At 61.6% G+C, this 15,280-nt stretch carries 9 protein-coding genes and 2 pseudogenes; 7 read left to right on the plus strand and 4 right to left on the minus strand.

The features are described 5' to 3' along the window. Positions 1–133 precede the first annotated feature (133 nt). Complete coding sequence (locus tag ILFOPFJJ_RS32450) at positions 134–790, minus strand: CBS domain-containing protein (RefSeq protein WP_173514553.1); 657 nt, start codon at positions 788–790, stop codon at positions 134–136. 100 nt (positions 791–890) lie between these two features. Here ILFOPFJJ_RS32450 and ILFOPFJJ_RS32455 point away from each other — a divergent pair, with 100 nt between their 5' ends. The 6 genes from ILFOPFJJ_RS32455 to ILFOPFJJ_RS32480 all read left to right on the plus strand — a co-directional run bounded on the left by ILFOPFJJ_RS32455 (position 891) and on the right by ILFOPFJJ_RS32480 (position 9,219). Further along, positions 891–3,092, plus strand: a complete 2,202-nt coding sequence (locus ILFOPFJJ_RS32455; protein ID WP_173514554.1) for a copper-transporting P-type ATPase — start codon at positions 891–893, stop codon at positions 3,090–3,092. Further along, on the plus strand, positions 3,089–3,292 hold the full coding sequence (locus ILFOPFJJ_RS32460) for a DUF2933 domain-containing protein (RefSeq protein WP_173514555.1): 204 nt from the start codon (positions 3,089–3,091) through the stop codon (positions 3,290–3,292). The genes ILFOPFJJ_RS32455 and ILFOPFJJ_RS32460 overlap by 4 nt, the downstream gene beginning before the upstream one ends. A 903-nt stretch (positions 3,293–4,195) precedes the next feature. Further along, the gene (locus ILFOPFJJ_RS32465; RefSeq protein WP_173514556.1) at positions 4,196–4,714 is read left to right on the plus strand and encodes an Hsp20/alpha crystallin family protein; all 519 of its coding nucleotides are present in this window, start codon (positions 4,196–4,198) and stop codon (positions 4,712–4,714) included. A 213-nt stretch (positions 4,715–4,927) separates the two neighbouring features. Next, complete coding sequence (locus ILFOPFJJ_RS32470) at positions 4,928–5,647, plus strand: ABC transporter ATP-binding protein (protein ID WP_173514557.1); 720 nt, start codon at positions 4,928–4,930, stop codon at positions 5,645–5,647. Positions 5,648–5,652: 5 nt separating this feature from the next. Then, positions 5,653–8,016, plus strand: a complete 2,364-nt coding sequence (locus ILFOPFJJ_RS32475) for an ABC transporter permease (RefSeq protein WP_173514558.1) — start codon at positions 5,653–5,655, stop codon at positions 8,014–8,016. A gap of 3 nt (positions 8,017–8,019) precedes the next feature. Further along, entirely contained in the window at positions 8,020–9,219 is a 1,200-nt protein-coding gene (locus ILFOPFJJ_RS32480) for an efflux RND transporter periplasmic adaptor subunit (RefSeq protein ID WP_173514559.1), read from the plus strand. A gap of 153 nt (positions 9,220–9,372) precedes the next feature. Here ILFOPFJJ_RS32480 and ILFOPFJJ_RS32485 read toward each other — a convergent pair. From ILFOPFJJ_RS32485 to ILFOPFJJ_RS32495, 3 genes and pseudogenes are all read right to left on the minus strand, one after another. Then, positions 9,373–10,021: pseudogene (locus tag ILFOPFJJ_RS32485) on the minus strand (site-2 protease family protein); the annotation flags it as partial. A 51-nt stretch (positions 10,022–10,072) separates the two neighbouring features. After that, positions 10,073–11,401: a trypsin-like peptidase domain-containing protein gene (locus tag ILFOPFJJ_RS32490; protein WP_173514560.1), complete on the minus strand. Its 1,329-nt coding sequence runs from the start codon at positions 11,399–11,401 to the stop codon at positions 10,073–10,075. A 182-nt stretch (positions 11,402–11,583) separates the two neighbouring features. Continuing rightward, positions 11,584–13,179: an MBL fold metallo-hydrolase gene (locus ILFOPFJJ_RS32495; RefSeq protein WP_173514577.1), complete on the minus strand. Its 1,596-nt coding sequence runs from the start codon at positions 13,177–13,179 to the stop codon at positions 11,584–11,586. Positions 13,180–13,664: 485 nt separating this feature from the next. Between ILFOPFJJ_RS32495 and ILFOPFJJ_RS32500 the strand changes: the two are divergent. After that, positions 13,665–15,280: pseudogene (locus tag ILFOPFJJ_RS32500) on the plus strand (acetate--CoA ligase family protein); the annotation flags it as partial.

Below are 15,280 nucleotides of genomic sequence, written 5' to 3' on the forward strand. Positions count from 1 at the left end.
CATGGGGAAAGCTCCTGGCTTGGGACTTCGGTGCGGCGGTTACAATGATGATCTCTTCATCTGCCGCGATCACCCGGACCGCGATCATCCTGGATGACGGCTCGCCACACCCGCAGCACCGTCGATTAGGCGCTCAATTAGCGACAATGCGCAACCTGTTCCTGACGCCCCCCGCACCGCTGATCGTCTCGGCAACCACGCGGGCCGCCTCGCGCTCGGCTTCGCTTTCGACCTGTCCTGACAGACTGACGGTTCCATTCTCGACAGTCACCTCGACGGCCCCTCTGTCGAGCCCGAGATCGGAACAAAGCCGCGCCAGGACCGCGCGGCGCACTGCTTCATCACCTCCAGCTATCGGATCTGGCACGGCGGCAGCGATCGCCCGAAGAATGTCGCTTCGGCATATGATGCCGACCATCTCTTCAGCTCGCATGACTGGAACCCGCTTGATCTGGTTGGCAGCCATCAACGCGCCGACGCGGCCAATGGACACATCCTCATCAACGGTCACGACGGGCTGCGTCATCACGTCACCTACGCGCCAGCTATGTGTCTTGGTGAACGCCCTCGGTTCAGTTTTGTCTCGCGGGGCGCTCGGCCATGCCGCCGATCCCAGCTCTGCACGACGCAACAAATCGCCCTCCGACAAGATGCCGACTAACTTGCCATCGTCGTCGCACACTGGCAGTCCGCTTATACGGTTTTCTAGCATCGTGCGCGCTGCATGACTCACGCTGTGATCGGGGCTTATCGACAGCACCTTTTTGTTCATAATGTCTCTGGCCAGCATGGTACCGCCTCCAATTAGTGACCGCAGCATACGCCGTACGGTGAAGCAGTAGATTGATGTTGGTCAAAGAATCGACTGCTGAAATGCATAAGATGCCGGAATGGGAATTGATCCGAGCCATCACCATAGTCGAACAAATGTGCACGCCCCGCTCGCTCAAGCAGAGGGTTCGCGAGTGACTATGACGGAAGGCGCGGTCTACACCTGCCCGATGCATCCCAAGATTCGGCAGATCGGCCCCGGCAACTGCCCGATTTGCGGTATGGCGCTCGAACCCGAGGTCATCGCCGCCGAAACCGGTCCCAGTCCGGAACTAGTCGACATGCGGCGGAGGTTCTGGATCGGGCTCGTCCTGACACTGCCTGTGATGGCGCTCGAAATGGGCGGTCACCTCACCAACCTACACATGCTGCTCGGCGTCCAGACGTCGAACTGGCTCCAGCTCGTCTTCGCGACCCCCGTGGTCCTCTGGGCGGGCGCTCCCTTCTTCGAACGCGCATGGCGGTCCCTCGTCACTCGCCGCCTGAATATGTTCACCCTGATCGCGATGGGCACGGGCGTCGCCTGGGTTTACAGCGTGATGGCGACGGTTGCGCCCGGACTGTTCCCGGCGACGTTCCGATCCGCCGACGGAGCGGTCCCAATCTATTTCGAGGCCGCGGCGGTCATCACCGTGCTCGTCCTGCTCGGGCAGGTTCTGGAACTGCGTGCTCGCGAGCAGACGGGCGGAGCGATCCGCGCGCTTTTGGATCTCGCCCCGAAGACGGCCCGCCGTATCCGGAATGACGGAACGGACGAAGACGTGCCGCTCGAAGCCGTTGCGGTCGGCGATCTGCTGCGCGTGCGGCCAGGTGAGAAAGTCCCGGTCGACGGGACGCTCGTCGAAGGCCGGAGCTCGGTGGATGAGTCGATGATCACCGGAGAGTCCATGCCCGTGACCAAAGAGGTCGGGGCGAAGCTGATCGGGGGTACGATGAACAAGACGGGCGGCTTCGTGATGGAGGCAGGGAAGGTCGGCCGTGACACCATGCTGTCGCAGATCGTACAGATGGTGGCGGAAGCCCAACGTTCGCGCGCGCCGATCCAGCGGCTGGCCGATGAGGTCTCCGGCTGGTTCGTGCCCGCTGTCATCCTCATCGCCATCGTTGCCTTCGCCACTTGGATGTGGATCGGTCCGGAACCGCGTTTCGCCCATGGACTCGTCACCGCCGTCGCCGTGCTGATCATCGCCTGCCCGTGCGCGCTGGGCCTCGCCACGCCGATGTCGATCATGGTCGGCGTCGGACAGGGCGCTCGCGCCGGCGTACTGATCAAAAACGCCGAGGCGCTCGAACGCTTCGAAAAGGTCAACACGCTTGTGGTCGACAAAACCGGGACCCTGACCGAGGGCAAACCGAAGGTCACATCGGTCGTCGCCGTGAACGGGATAGCCGAGGACGAACTCCTGCAGCTCGCCGCCACGCTGGAGCGGGCGAGCGAGCATCCGCTCGCGGCGGCAATCGTCGAGGCCGCCAATGAGCGCGGGCTGGCTCTCGGGACGGCAGAGAACTTCGACAGCCCGGTGGGCAAAGGCGTCACGGGCACGGTAAAGGGACACAGGCTTGTTATCGGAAGCCACCAAATCATGTCCGAGGAGAACGTGGACGTAGCCCCGCTCACCGAAAAGGCGGAAGCACTGCGGGGCGAAGGAGCGACCGTCATCTTCGTCGCCATAGACGGCAGAGTCGGCGGCCTGTTCGCGATCTCCGATCCGATAAAGCCGACGACACCCGCCGCCGTCGAGGCACTGATTAAGGACGGTGCTCGCGTGGTGATGCTTACTGGTGACAACAGGACCACGGCCAATGCCGTTGCTCGCAAGCTCGGCATCACGGAGGTCGAGGCGGAAATCCTGCCGGAGCACAAGAGCGAAATCGTCAGGCGTCTGAGAAACGAGGGTCGCATCGTCGCCATGGCGGGAGACGGCGTCAACGATGCCCCGGCCCTCGCCGCCGCAGACGTCGGCATCGCCATGGGAACCGGGACGGATGTGGCAATCGAGAGCGCCGGCGTCACCCTGCTCAAGGGCGACCTTCAGGGCATCGTGCGGGCACGGCAGCTCAGCCACGCCACGATGAGGAACATCCGGCAGAACCTGTTCTTCGCGTTCATCTACAACGCCGCCGGCGTCCCGGTTGCGGCTGGCGTGCTCTACCCCGCATTCGGACTCTTGCTGTCGCCGATCATCGCAGCGGCCGCCATGGCGCTCTCGTCGGTGAGCGTGATCGGCAATTCGCTCAGGTTGAGGAGTACACGGATATGATTCGGGATCGCAAGTGGACGCTCTTCGCCGCCTCGCTCGCGGTGATCGTCGCGTTCTTCATTCTCCGTGAGCACTGGCAGCATGCACTTGGGCTCGCTCCGTACCTGCTGCTGCTCGCCTGTCCTTTGATGCACCTCCTCCATGGTCATGGCGGTGATCGCCACGGGGACCACCGCATAAAAACCGACGATATCACATGACCTACGCTCACGCGGCACAAGCCATTACCGATATCGCGACCTCCGCAGACGTGCTTTTTGACTACTGGATGAACAGGCGAGCCTCGGCTCGCACATGCAGAAGCCTTCGATGAGATGCTCGGCGGGCGGATGTCGTGCGAGTTCGACGAAGCCAGAGGCCGCACTGTCGGTTCGGTCATTAGGATGCGGGGCAACATACTTGGTCTGGTGCTTTCCGTCGAAGAAGTGATCACCGAGCGGCAGCCACCCCGACGCAAGGTGTGGCAGACGCGAGGCTGCCCGAACCTCCTTGTCATCGGTGCTTACCGGATGGGGTTCGAGATCAGCGCCCTGGGCGGGCCTCGCGGCTGCGCGTATTCATCGACTATGACTATCCGGCGACGATCGCGGCAAAGTTTCTCGGTCCGATGTTCGGGCCGATCTACGCACGCTGGTGCGTGAATCGGATGGCCAATGATGCCAAGAGCTCGCTTGAAGGCAGCGAGCGGTCATAGATCGACGGCGCATGAGCCAGAACATGCCTGATACGATCGCGGCTCCAGTCTGGTTGAGCTGCCGGCAGTCAGCAGATCGTCGATACAGATTTGGCGGCACCCCTGCGATCACGTTTTAAGGAATTAGGTCGGCAAATCACCGGTCCATACAGGGCGCCAGGCCGCTTTCGAGTGCTGTGGGGAAGAATGAGGCGGGCCGAAATCTCGGTGCTTCCGGCTTCTACAGATCAAGCCGCTCTTTGACGCCGATCAATGAGGCTGCCGCATCACAGCGGTTTAATAGATCTCATCTGGCGTGGCCACCGGCGGAGAAGCGCCGATAGAAGTCAGCCAGACTGGCTTGCGCCCGCGCCTAAGCAACCCAACGGCAAGACGAGCCAGGACCCACCGCTTTGAAGGAGAACCAGCCATGGCTGAACCTGAAACCAAACTGCCCATCAAGTCGGAAGAAAAAGGCGTCGAACGTCGTGCGCAGTCGTGGCTCCCCTTTGAGAGCCTCCGGTCCGAAATCGACCGGCTGTTCGACGACTTCGCTCCAAACCTGTGGCATCGCCCCTTGGCTTCCGCCCTCATGCGTCGGCGGCTGTCGGAGCTGGAGGTGGCGCCGGCCGTTGATTTGGCGGAGACAGAAAAGAGCTACGAGATCACCTGTGAACTGCCGGGGATGGAAGAAAGGGACATAGAGGTAGCCATCTCCAACGGGATCCTGACGATCCGAGGCGAGAAACAGGAGGAGAAACAGGAGAAGAAGGAATATGTCCTCTCTGAGCGCCGCTACGGCTCGTTCCAGCGCACGTTCCGGATGCCAGATGGAGTCGATGCAGAAAAGATTGCTGCAAATTTCTCGAAGGGCGTTCTGTCGGTAACCCTGCCGAAGACCCAGGAAGCACAGCAGAACGAGCGCACGATTCAGATCAAGGCCAATTGATTATCGCGCGTCTTCCCGTCCGCACACCTGTGCGGATGGGAGGCGTGTACACCAAACTGGCGCTGCTGCCTTACGTCCTTGGCCGCAGCGCGCGAGTCACCGCCGATTTTGAAACGATCTGCTAAAGTTCACATTCCTGAGATCGCGCGGTGCATTTCAGGTCTATCTGAACGGCGCCAGTCAACGGCACGTCGGCATTCCGAGAGGCTTGCAGTGGAGGACGAGGCATCGGCCATTGCTCTTGAGACACGCGAACTCACCAAGATCTATCGGATGGGCGCGGTGGAAGTGCACGCGCTACGTGGGGTGGACGTGGACTTTCGTGAAGGCGAACTGGTCGTTCTGTTGGGGCCGTCGGGGAGCGGTAAATCGACATTGCTCAATATCCTTGGCGGACTCGATACGCCCACGAGCGGGACGGTCATGTTTCGCGGCCAGCCCCTCACGATGGATAGCGAACGCGCACTCAACCTCTACCGCCGCAATCACGTCGGCTTCGTTTTCCAATTCTACAACCTCATTCCGAGTTTGACCGCGCGCGAAAACGTCTCCCTCGTGACGGAGATCGCCAGAAATCCGATGTCGCCGGTTGAAGCGCTTTCGATCGTCGGTCTCGGCGACAGGCTCGATCACTTCCCGGCGCAGCTTTCCGGCGGCGAACAGCAGCGCGTCGCCATCGCCCGCGCAATCGCCAAGCGCCCCGACCTGCTTCTCTGCGACGAGCCAACGGGCGCACTCGACAGCAAGACGGGAATCCTCGTGCTCGAGGCAATCCTCAAGATCAATCGCGAGCTTGGGACCACTACTGCGCTCATCACCCACAACGCGGTCATTGCCGAGATTGCCAATCGCGTGCTCTACTTTGCCGATGGGCGCATTGTTGAAACGCGACAAAACGCCGCTCAGCGCGCCCCCGGCGAACTCGCCTGGTGAGCATAATGAGCAGTCTCGATCGAAAGCTCGTTCGTGAACTCTGGGGGCTGAAGGCTCAGGTTCTTGCCATCGCGCTGGTCATCGCATCCGGTACCGCCCTGCTCATCATGGCGCTGACGACGATCGAGGCGCTCGAGGAGACAACCGCCGCCTATTACGAGCGGACGCGCTTTGCCGATGTGTTTGCTCAGGCAAAGCGAGCGCCCGAAGATCTTGGCCGCGAGATTGCCGATATTCCGGGTGTGCGCCTTGCCGAAACGCGCATCGTTGAAGGCGCCATTCTTGACATGCCGGGTTTTGCCGAGCCGGTCGTTGCCCAATTGCTGTCGCTGCCCGAACGGGGTCCTGAGCTTCTGAACACACTGGTGATCAGATCCGGACGCTTGGTCGACCCGGCCCGACCGGATGAGGTGGTCGTCAGTGAGCCTTTCGCCGAGGCTCACGAATTGAAGGCCGGCGACAATTTCAGTGCCGTCTTAAGGGGGCGCAAACGCACTTTGCAGGTCGTCGGCACTGCGCTCAGCCCCGAATTCGTCTACGCGATTGCCCCCGGCGGTCTCATGCCGGACGACGAGCGTTTCGGCGTCCTGTGGATGGGGCACGATGCGTTGGCAGCCGCCTTCGACCTGAAGGCTTCCTTCAACAGCGTCACGCTCGGTCTCCTGCCCAGCGCTGACGAAAAAGACGTTATCCGCCGGCTCGACGGCCTGCTCGCTCCCTTCGGCGGCATCGGTGCCTACGGTCGTGCCGACCAGACCTCGAACTGGTTTCTCGAAAGCGAGATCGCCCAACAAAAGAACATGTCGCGGATCATGCCGACCATCTTTCTGGCGGTCGCCGCCTTTCTGACCAACATGGTAATGGCACGGCTGATCGAAACGGAGCGCCACGAGATCGGCCTTCTGAAGGCCTTCGGTTACAGCAATCTGGCGATCGGTTGGCACTATGCCAAGATGGTCCTTGTCATCGGCACGATCGGCATCCTTATCGGTTCGCTGCTCGGCGCCTGGCTCGGTCACTGGAACACGGAGCTCTATACGAAATTCTACCGCTTTCCTTTCCTGCTCTATCGCCCCGGCCCCGCCGGCTTCGTCATTGCCGGCGCGATCAGTCTCGGCGCGGCGCTCGCTGGCAGCCTCGCCGCGGTGCGCCGCTCGGTCCGGCTTCCGCCGGCGGAGGCGATGCTCCCACCTTCCCCACCGATCTATCGGCGTAGCTGGGCTTCTCGAACGGCGCTTGCCGGCGCGCTGGACGAACCGTCGCGCATGATCGTAAGACGCATCGTCCGATGGCCGGTTAGGGCTTTCCTAGCCAGTCTCGGTCTCGCAATGTCGATCGCCGTGCTGATCATGGCGCTGCAGTGGGTCGACGCGATCGACGCGCTGGCCGAGACCGCTTTCGAGCGCGGGCAGCATCAGGACGCGACCGTTGCATTCAACGACCTGCAGCCCGTTCACACGGTCGGGGACTTCGAGCGTCTACCCGGTGTCCTGGCGGCGGAACCTTATCGCCACGCGTCGGCGCGCATCAGCCACGGGCACCTTGTCGAGAGACAAGGCATAATCGGCGTACCGCCCGGCGCAATCCTCAGTCCCGTGTTCGATGTCGAGCGCGGACGTATCAACGTTCCCCCAGGCGGGCTCATGCTTTCACGCAAGCTCGCGGAGCTGCTTCACGTGAGCGCAGGCGACACCGTGGGTGTCGAACTGCTGGAAGGGCGCCAGGCCCGGTTGAGCCTTCCCGTAGCTCAGGTCTTCGAAACCTATCTCGGCACGCCCGCCTACATGGACATGGGCGCGCTGAACCGGATAGCCGGTGGGGGTCGCGTCGTGAGCGGACTGCATATCCTCGTCGATTCTCCGAGCCGCGCGAGTTTATTGGCAAAACTCAAGGACATTCCCAACGTTGCCGCCGTACTCTTCCGGCGGGCCGCGATCGAGACCTTCTACAAGACCATGGGTGAAACCATCTTCATCTTCGTCGGCTTCTTCGTCGCCTTCTCTATGACGCTTTCAGTCGGCGTCACCTACAATTCGATCCGCATCGCGCTTTCCGAACGGGCGCGCGAACTAGCGACGCTGCGCGTCCTCGGCTTCAGCCGCTGGGAGATTTCCTACATCCTGCTCGGTGAGGTCGGCATTCTGACATGGATCGCCATCCCGCTCGGCGCGACCATCGGCTATGGCCTTGCATGGTACATGACGAGCGCCTTCGAAACCGAGCTCTACCGCGTGCCGCTCGTCCTGCGGGATGCAACCTATGGCAAGGCGGCTCTCATCGCGCTTGCGGCGACGCTGGTTTGCGCCGCGCTCGTGCGCCGGCGGCTTGATCGTCTGGATCTGATCGCAGTGCTGAAGACAAGGGAGTAGCATGTGAGTGTTGTGAAGCGCAGGTTGGCAATCTGGGGCAGTCTGCTCGCCCTGCTCGCGGCGGGCATCGCCTATGCGTTGCGGCCGCAGCCGATTCAGGTCGATTTGGCCGTCGCCGAGACTGGCTTGCTGCGCGTCACCCTTGACGAGGAGGGGGAAACGCGAGTGCGCGACGTCTACACGCTTCATGCGCCGTTGCATGGCCAGTTACAGCGTATCAGCGCCGAGGTGGGCGACGTCGTCAAGGCGGGAGAGACGCAACTGGCGCAAATCGAACCCGCGCCGCCGGCCTTTTTGGATGTGAGGACCGAGGCGGAGCTGCAGGCGGCTGTCGAGGCGGCGCGCGCGGCCCACAACCTCGCCGCTGCCGAACTCAATAAGGCCAAAGCCGACTTGACCTTTGCCGAAGGGGAGCGCGCCCGCGCCCGACAGTTGATCGAGCGCAGGGCGATCTCGCAGCGCACCCTAGAGGACGCGGAGCGTGCATACCATGTTGCGCAGGCCAATCTGGCTACGGCCGAAGCCGCCCTGAAGGTACGAGAGCACGAGCTTCACCAAGCCCGGTCACGGCTCCTGTCGCGGCAGGAGATCCGGAGCCTCCGTGAAGACTGCGAATGCATGCCGGTAACCGCGCCGGTGAGCGGCGTGGTGCTGCAGGTCATGCGCCGCAGTGAAGGCGTGGTCGAAGCTGGAACGCCGCTGCTCGACATCGGTGATCCTGCGGATCTGGAGATCGTCGTCAACTTCCTCTCGGAGGACGCCGTGCGCATAACCCCTGGTCAGCGTGCGATCATCACCGGCTGGGGCGGCGAAGACCTCAACGCCGTCGTTCGTCGAATCGAGCCGTTTGGGCAAACCGAGGTGTCGGCGCTCGGTATCGAGGAGCAGCGGGTCGACGTAATCCTGCACTTTGCCGATCCACCGCAACGTTGGCGTACGCTCGGACATGGTTATCGAGTCGACGTGCAAGTCATCCTGTTCGAGGGTGAAGTCCTCAGGCTGCCGCTTGGCGCCTTGTTCCGGCAAGGCGAAGAATGGGCCGTCTTTGTCGCCGCCGAGGGACGGGCGCAATTGCGCACTGTCGCCGTCGGTCAGCGGAACAGCCTCGCAGTCGAAATCCGAGAAGGCTTTGTACCCGGAGAACGAGTCATTCTCTACCCGAGCGACCGGATCAAGGACGGGGTCGCTATTGTTGAGCGTTAGCCGCCTACTCTCGAACGCCGCAGCATGCCGAAACGGAAGTCATGAACGGCGGCGCGCAGCATCAGCATCTCGCCGATCGTTTCATAGTTCATGATAGCGACCGGATGCTGGCTACGGCTGACCACTGCTGCGGCCGGTGCACCTGTTGTCTGCAGCAGCGAGATAAACAAAGATCGCGATGAGGATGAGCAGAGGACTATAGAACAAACCCGCCACACCCATGACGAAGGCCGCGCCCCTGCCCTATCGTCGCGGCGACGCGCGTGGCGCGTTCCCAGGACCAGCGCCAAGCCAGGATCGCCCGCAAGACCCGACCGCCATCCATCGGAAAGGCCGGTATCATATTGAACAGAACGAGGAAAATGTTGACGCCGGCCGGCCTGACAAAGAAGTCGATTTGCGGATCCTGCGGTCTGGCGAGTTGCTCGAGGCCGGCGACACCGCCGATAACGGCGAAAAGCAGGGCGGCAATGGCGATGTTGACCAGAGGTCCCGCGACCGCAACCAGCAGTTCTTCCGTTGGCTGGCTCGGATTTCGCTCCAGCCGGGCGACGCCGCCAATCGGCAGAAGCGTGATGTCGGGTGTCTTGATCCTAAAATGGCGCGCTGCGGCAATATGCCCGAACTCATGCAGGACCACGCAAACGAACACGCTGAGGATAAAGGCTACGCCTTCCCAAGCGGCAGGCGCTCCGCCGATCTGGTAGTGGGTGAACCGGATCCAGACGAGCAGCAAGACAAACGTCATGTGTATGCGGATTTCGGTCCCGGCAATTGTTCCAAGCTTCAGCGACCATCCCATCGCATTCCACTCCTAGCGAAGGCGTTGCCGGACGTGAACGCCCGCTTGCCCCTATTGAACATCGATGCGGTATGCGGTTCCTGCGCGCAGGATATCGATGGAAGCGCTGCCTTCCGCACTCTCCAGGACGCTTCCAATTTGATCGGCTGAGACGGGCGGTTTGCCGTTGATCGCCGTCAGGTAATCGCCCGTTCTGAGCCCGATCGAATAGGCGGCGCTACCCGGCGCAACATCGACGAGGACCGCTCCCGCCGGCGCGCATGCCGGTGAGCCGCTCGCGGATGGAAATTCGACAATGACTGAGCCACCGTCCGAAACGTCGGGACGATCGGCCGAATCGGAAAGCGTCACGTCCAGCTTCTGCGACGTTTCTCCCCGACGAACATCGAGAGTGATCCGGGCGTTCGCCGGAAGCAGGCTGATCGCATTCCTGAAGGCCGGCTCCGTCGAGAAGGCGCGGTCGTCCAGGGCGATGATCACATCTCCAAGGCGTACGCCTTGCCGTTCCGCCGGCGAATTGCAGGCGAGTTCGTTCACAATAAGCCCTGGCGGCTGAGCGGCACTACCGTCTTGCGCATCCGCTGCGGCAGTCACTGAGAGGCCGAGCCAGCCTCGCTTGTATTCTCCGTGGGATATCAATTCCCGGACGATCTGCGCCGCGATATTCGAAGGAATTGCAAAGCCGATGCCGGTACTCGTCTGATCCGGCGCGGCGATCCCGCGCGCAATTCCGATCAACTCGCCAGAGACATTGACGAGCGCCCCTCCGGAATTCCCCGGGTTGATTGCCGCGTCGGTCTGGATGTAATCCTGGTATTCATCGGCACCTAGGCCCGCACGGCCCAAGCCGCTGACGATGCCGAACGTCGCCGTCTGCGCCAGGCCGAAAGGGCTCCCTACCGCGGCCACAAACTCGCCAACTTTGAGTTCGGATGAATTTCCCCACTGGAGCGCGTTGAGATTTGGGGCATCAATCTTGACCACCGCGAGGTCCGTCGGGGCATCCTCCCCGACCCTGTCGGCGTGGAACACCCGTCCATCCGCGAGTGTCACGGAAACATCATCGGCCTCGGCGACCAGATGGCGGCTGGTGATGATATAGCCTCCCTCCCCATCGATGATCACGCCAGACCCTGTCGCGGTCGCCCCCGTCTGGACGATGAATACCTCACTGGGAAGACCGAGGACTTTCCGTACATTCGGATCTTCCAGCATCTCGCTTCTGAAAATTCCACTGCTGACAGTGCGGATACTGACGACCGCTGGCTGCACCCGCTCCAACATCGCGGACACGCCCGCGTCGATGACGGTCGCTTCGGCGGCCCCTCCGAAGGCGTCGAATAGAGCAGCTAGAACCAGCAGCCTCGATATCTTGAGCATCGTCGCGCTCCCTAGATTGATGCTGGATTTCAGCGGGATTTGCCCGCCGATGCATTGACGCGCATCAATTCTCGACATTCCCACGGTGTTCCAGTTGCTCGACGCGGATCACGACCGTGGCGACGGCATGACGTCCAACCCGTGTGCCTCATGCTCTCGCCATTGCTAATCACTTCGGCGTCTCATGCTTCTTCCTGCAGGGCACGGCGCAGTCGACGGATCACAACCCCACGCGCCTTATCATCCGCGGCCTTGGCCAGCTCATCCTGAAGATCGAGGACGAGCTTCTGGAAATCATTGTGCCAATCCGTCCTTCCTGCCCGTAAGGGATCGATGCGTGGCGGGGCGACTGCTTCGGAAATCTGAACTGCACCATGCGTTCCGAGGCGGAATTCGCTGTCCAGTCTCGGCCGGATGAGGCGATCTTGAGGCAGGAACGTGGAGAGACGCCCTCTGATCCCTTCAAGTGCCTCGTCCTCTCCATGGACGAGGAAGACACCAGCGCTGATCGGCTGCCGGGCCTGCACCCAGTCGGCAAGCTCGCTGCCATCGGCATGGCCGCTATAGATGTCCAACTTCCTAATACGGGCTCGGACCCGGATATCGTCTCCCTGAATGCGCACGACGGTGGCTCCTTCTTCGAGAAGGCGCCCCAGGGTGCCGTTCGCCTGGTAACCAACCAGCAGCACTGTCGCCTCGTCGCGCCAGAGCCAGTTTTTCAAGCGATGCCGAATGCGCCCGGCCTCGCACATCCCGCTCGCAGCGATAACAATATGGAACCCCCTAATGAAATCGACCGCCTTGGATTGCTCCGCCGTTTCGGTAAAGCGAACATTCTTCGACTCGATCCCCCGAACGAGAGCATCGCCGTTCTCAAGCTCGCGGGCATGCCTGCGGAAAATCTCGCTCGCACGAGTCGCAAGGGGTGAATCAATGATGATGGGGCATTTCGGGACGGCGCCCGTCTCCATCAAGTAGACCAGATCCGTGAGCAGTTCCTGCGTGCGTTCGACGGCGAAAGAGGGGATGAGAAGAGCGCCATTCGGATGCGCTGCAGTCAGCACCTCGGAGCGCAGAACGTGACGTCGGGCGGCATCGTCCGCTTCCTCGCGCTCAATATTGCCATAGGTGCTCTCGCAGATGACGTAGTCCCGGCCACTCGGTGCTTTCGCATCGAACTGCAGGAGTTTATGACGCGGACCGATGTCGCCTGAAAACAGAAGGCGCAGCGGCGACGGCCCGGTACCGATTTCCATCTCGACGGAAGCGGATCCGAGCAGGTGTCCGGCATTCCAGAAACGGAAGCGAATTCCCTCACCCACTGTCTCCCACGAGCCGAGACGCACCTGCCGAAACAGTGTGATCGCGACAGCGGCGTCGCGCGCGGTGTAAATCGGCGTCACGGTCTGGCGACCCCGGCGAAGGTTGCGGCGATTGAGCTGGTCGACTTCGCTCTCCTGGATGTGAGCAGAATCCGGCAGCATGGCGGAGCAGAGGTCGGTGGTTGCCGGCGTCGCGAAGATCGGGCCATCGTACCCAAGCCTCGCAAGCTTCGGCAGTAGGCCGGAATGGTCGATATGCGCGTGCGTCAGGATTACGGCATCGATTTTCTTGGGGTCGAAGGGAAAGGGCCGGTAATTAAGTTCCTTCTCGGTCTTTGACCCCTGGAACATACCGCAGTCGATGAGAACCTTCGTACCATTGAATTCGATCAGCTGGCAGGAGCCGGTAACGGTTCCCGCTGCCCCATGAAAACGGATGGTCGGTTCAATCGCCATGGTCGCGGCCTTGATATGATGGACGGCATAGCTAAGCATGCACACTTGCGCAGGCGGCGACTTGATGCGGATCAAAGATGCGTTGACCCGATCGCCCTGCATCTGCGCCGAGAGGTGACGCGCCGACGCGGTGCCTATTGTTGAACCGACGCCAAATTTCCGTCCCCAGCGTCCGTAACCGTGATCTGTGACGAAAGCGAGCATGACCCCCTCGCCCATAGCATGTGCGCCGTATGCATCCGCCAGTGCCTGAGGCGGCCGAGCGGGTTCGGGCCGGCAGGCGGCAGGAAGCTGGCTGCAAAAGCCCTACACCGCCGGAGACTTGACACTGCGGCTGCGAGAACTGCTGGATTGATGTGTCGAATTTCTAATCGACATAGCGACACGTAATAGTTCCCCTGAACGGGCCTTTTTGTTTGAGCGCGATCAACGCGTCGCCGGAAAGCGGCGATATCTTCGATTAACGAAGATTGGAGATCGAGATCATGAGCATTCGCAACCTTCATCATGCGATCGATCCAAAGTCGCTTGCGATTATCGGTGCCTCTGATCGCGCAGGATCGATCGGCCGGGTGGTTGTCGAGAATGTGATTCGGGCCGCATTTTACGGAGAAATCTGGCCGATCAACCCCAAACATGACCAGGTCGCCGGCCATCGCTGCTATCGCCGAGTAGCGGATGTTCCCGGTGTCCCCGACCTTGCCGTCATTGTCACTCCACCACAGACCGTACCGGCTCTGATCCATGAGCTGGGCATAAAAGGAACGCGCGCTGCTGTGGTCATCACGGCCGGTATCAACGCCGATCAAGGCTTGAGGCAAGCGATGCTCGATGCCGCGAAGCCTTTTCTCCTTCGCATCATTGGGCCGAACACCGTCGGCCTCATCGTTCCTTCCGCGAAGCTGAATGCGAGCTTCGCGCATTTGCAAGCATGGCCGGGCGGAATCGCGCTGCTTTCGCAATCCGGAGCGATCACGACTTCGTTGATCGACTGGGCAGCGGAGAATAATGTCGGTTTTTCGAAAATTATTTCCCTTGGCGACATGGCAGACGCGGACGCGGGCGATTTCCTCGACCTGCTTGCGGGAGATCTTGAGACGAACGCGATCGTCATGTATCTCGAGGCAATCTCCAATCCACGGAAATTCCTGTCGGCGGCGCGGGCGGCGGCGCGGGTAAAGCCGGTGGTCACCATCAAGGCCGGCCGTCACACGGAGGCGGCCAAAGCGGCCGCCACGCATACCGGTGCGCTTTCAGGAGCCGATCGCGTTGTCGACGCGGCTTTGCGTCGTGCTGGCATCTTGAGGATCGAAGGCCTCGGCGAATTGTTCGACGCGACAGAAACCCTCGCGCGTTTTCCCCCTCTTGAACGCAGCCGTGTCGCAATCGTCACCAATGGCGGCGGGGCCGGCGTTCTCGCTGTGGATCGCCTGGAGGACCTCGCTTGCGCGTTCGCTGATCTTTCCCCGGAGACCATCCGCGCACTCGATCGGGTACTTCCGGCCAATTGGTCGCGCGCTAATCCCGTCGACATCATCGGTGATGCACCGCCAGATCGTTACAAGACGGCGGTTGAGATCATCGCTCATGATCCGGGAGTTGACATCCTGATCGTCATGAATTGTCCGACCGGCCTCGCCTCTCCCGTCGCTGCCGCCCGTGCGGTCGCGTCCCTTGCGCGGTCAGGGACAATCTCGGGGAAACCGGTTCTCACAAGGCGGTCGGATCGCCCGTGACGGCCGTCACGTGCTGCAGGGGGCCGGACTGGCGAGCTATGACACGCCGTCGGACGTCGCCTTGGCGGCTTCGTACCTCGCCAAATGGTCGAAAGCGCAGCGCGCATTGGTGAGGGTGCCATCCAGCCGGGACGACGAAGTGCCGATCGACCGCGGTCTGGCGGGATCCGTTCTCCGAAAGGCCGCAGCGGAAGGTCGCCGGATGCTGAATGAACCAGAGGCCAAGGCGGTGATCGCGGCCTACGGCATTCCGATCCCTCAAACGATAATTGCAAAATCGCCGAAGGAGGCGGAAGCGATCGCCGGTTCGCTTCTTGCGAGCGCTCGAAGGGTAGTGGTCAAATTGATCTCGAAGTCGATCACGC

It is taken from the genome of Sinorhizobium psoraleae (genome assembly GCF_013283645.1).
In the GTDB taxonomy this organism is placed as follows: Bacteria; Pseudomonadota; Alphaproteobacteria; order Rhizobiales; family Rhizobiaceae; genus Sinorhizobium; species Sinorhizobium psoraleae.

What these genes read in the sequence shown, in the direction of transcription:
- ILFOPFJJ_RS32450 (WP_173514553.1), bottom strand. Translation starts at nt 790, where the DNA reads ATGCTGGCCAGAGACATTATGAACAAAAAGGTGCTGTCGATAAGCCCC.
- ILFOPFJJ_RS32455 (WP_173514554.1), top strand. Translation starts at nt 891, where the DNA reads ATGGGAATTGATCCGAGCCATCACCATAGTCGAACAAATGTGCACGCC.
- ILFOPFJJ_RS32460 (WP_173514555.1), top strand. Translation starts at nt 3,089, where the DNA reads ATGATTCGGGATCGCAAGTGGACGCTCTTCGCCGCCTCGCTCGCGGTG.
- ILFOPFJJ_RS32465 (WP_173514556.1), top strand. Translation starts at nt 4,196, where the DNA reads ATGGCTGAACCTGAAACCAAACTGCCCATCAAGTCGGAAGAAAAAGGC.
- ILFOPFJJ_RS32475 (WP_173514558.1), top strand. Translation starts at nt 5,653, where the DNA reads ATGAGCAGTCTCGATCGAAAGCTCGTTCGTGAACTCTGGGGGCTGAAG.
- ILFOPFJJ_RS32490 (WP_173514560.1), bottom strand. Translation starts at nt 11,401, where the DNA reads ATGCTCAAGATATCGAGGCTGCTGGTTCTAGCTGCTCTATTCGACGCC.
- ILFOPFJJ_RS32495 (WP_173514577.1), bottom strand. Translation starts at nt 13,179, where the DNA reads ATGGCGATTGAACCGACCATCCGTTTTCATGGGGCAGCGGGAACCGTT.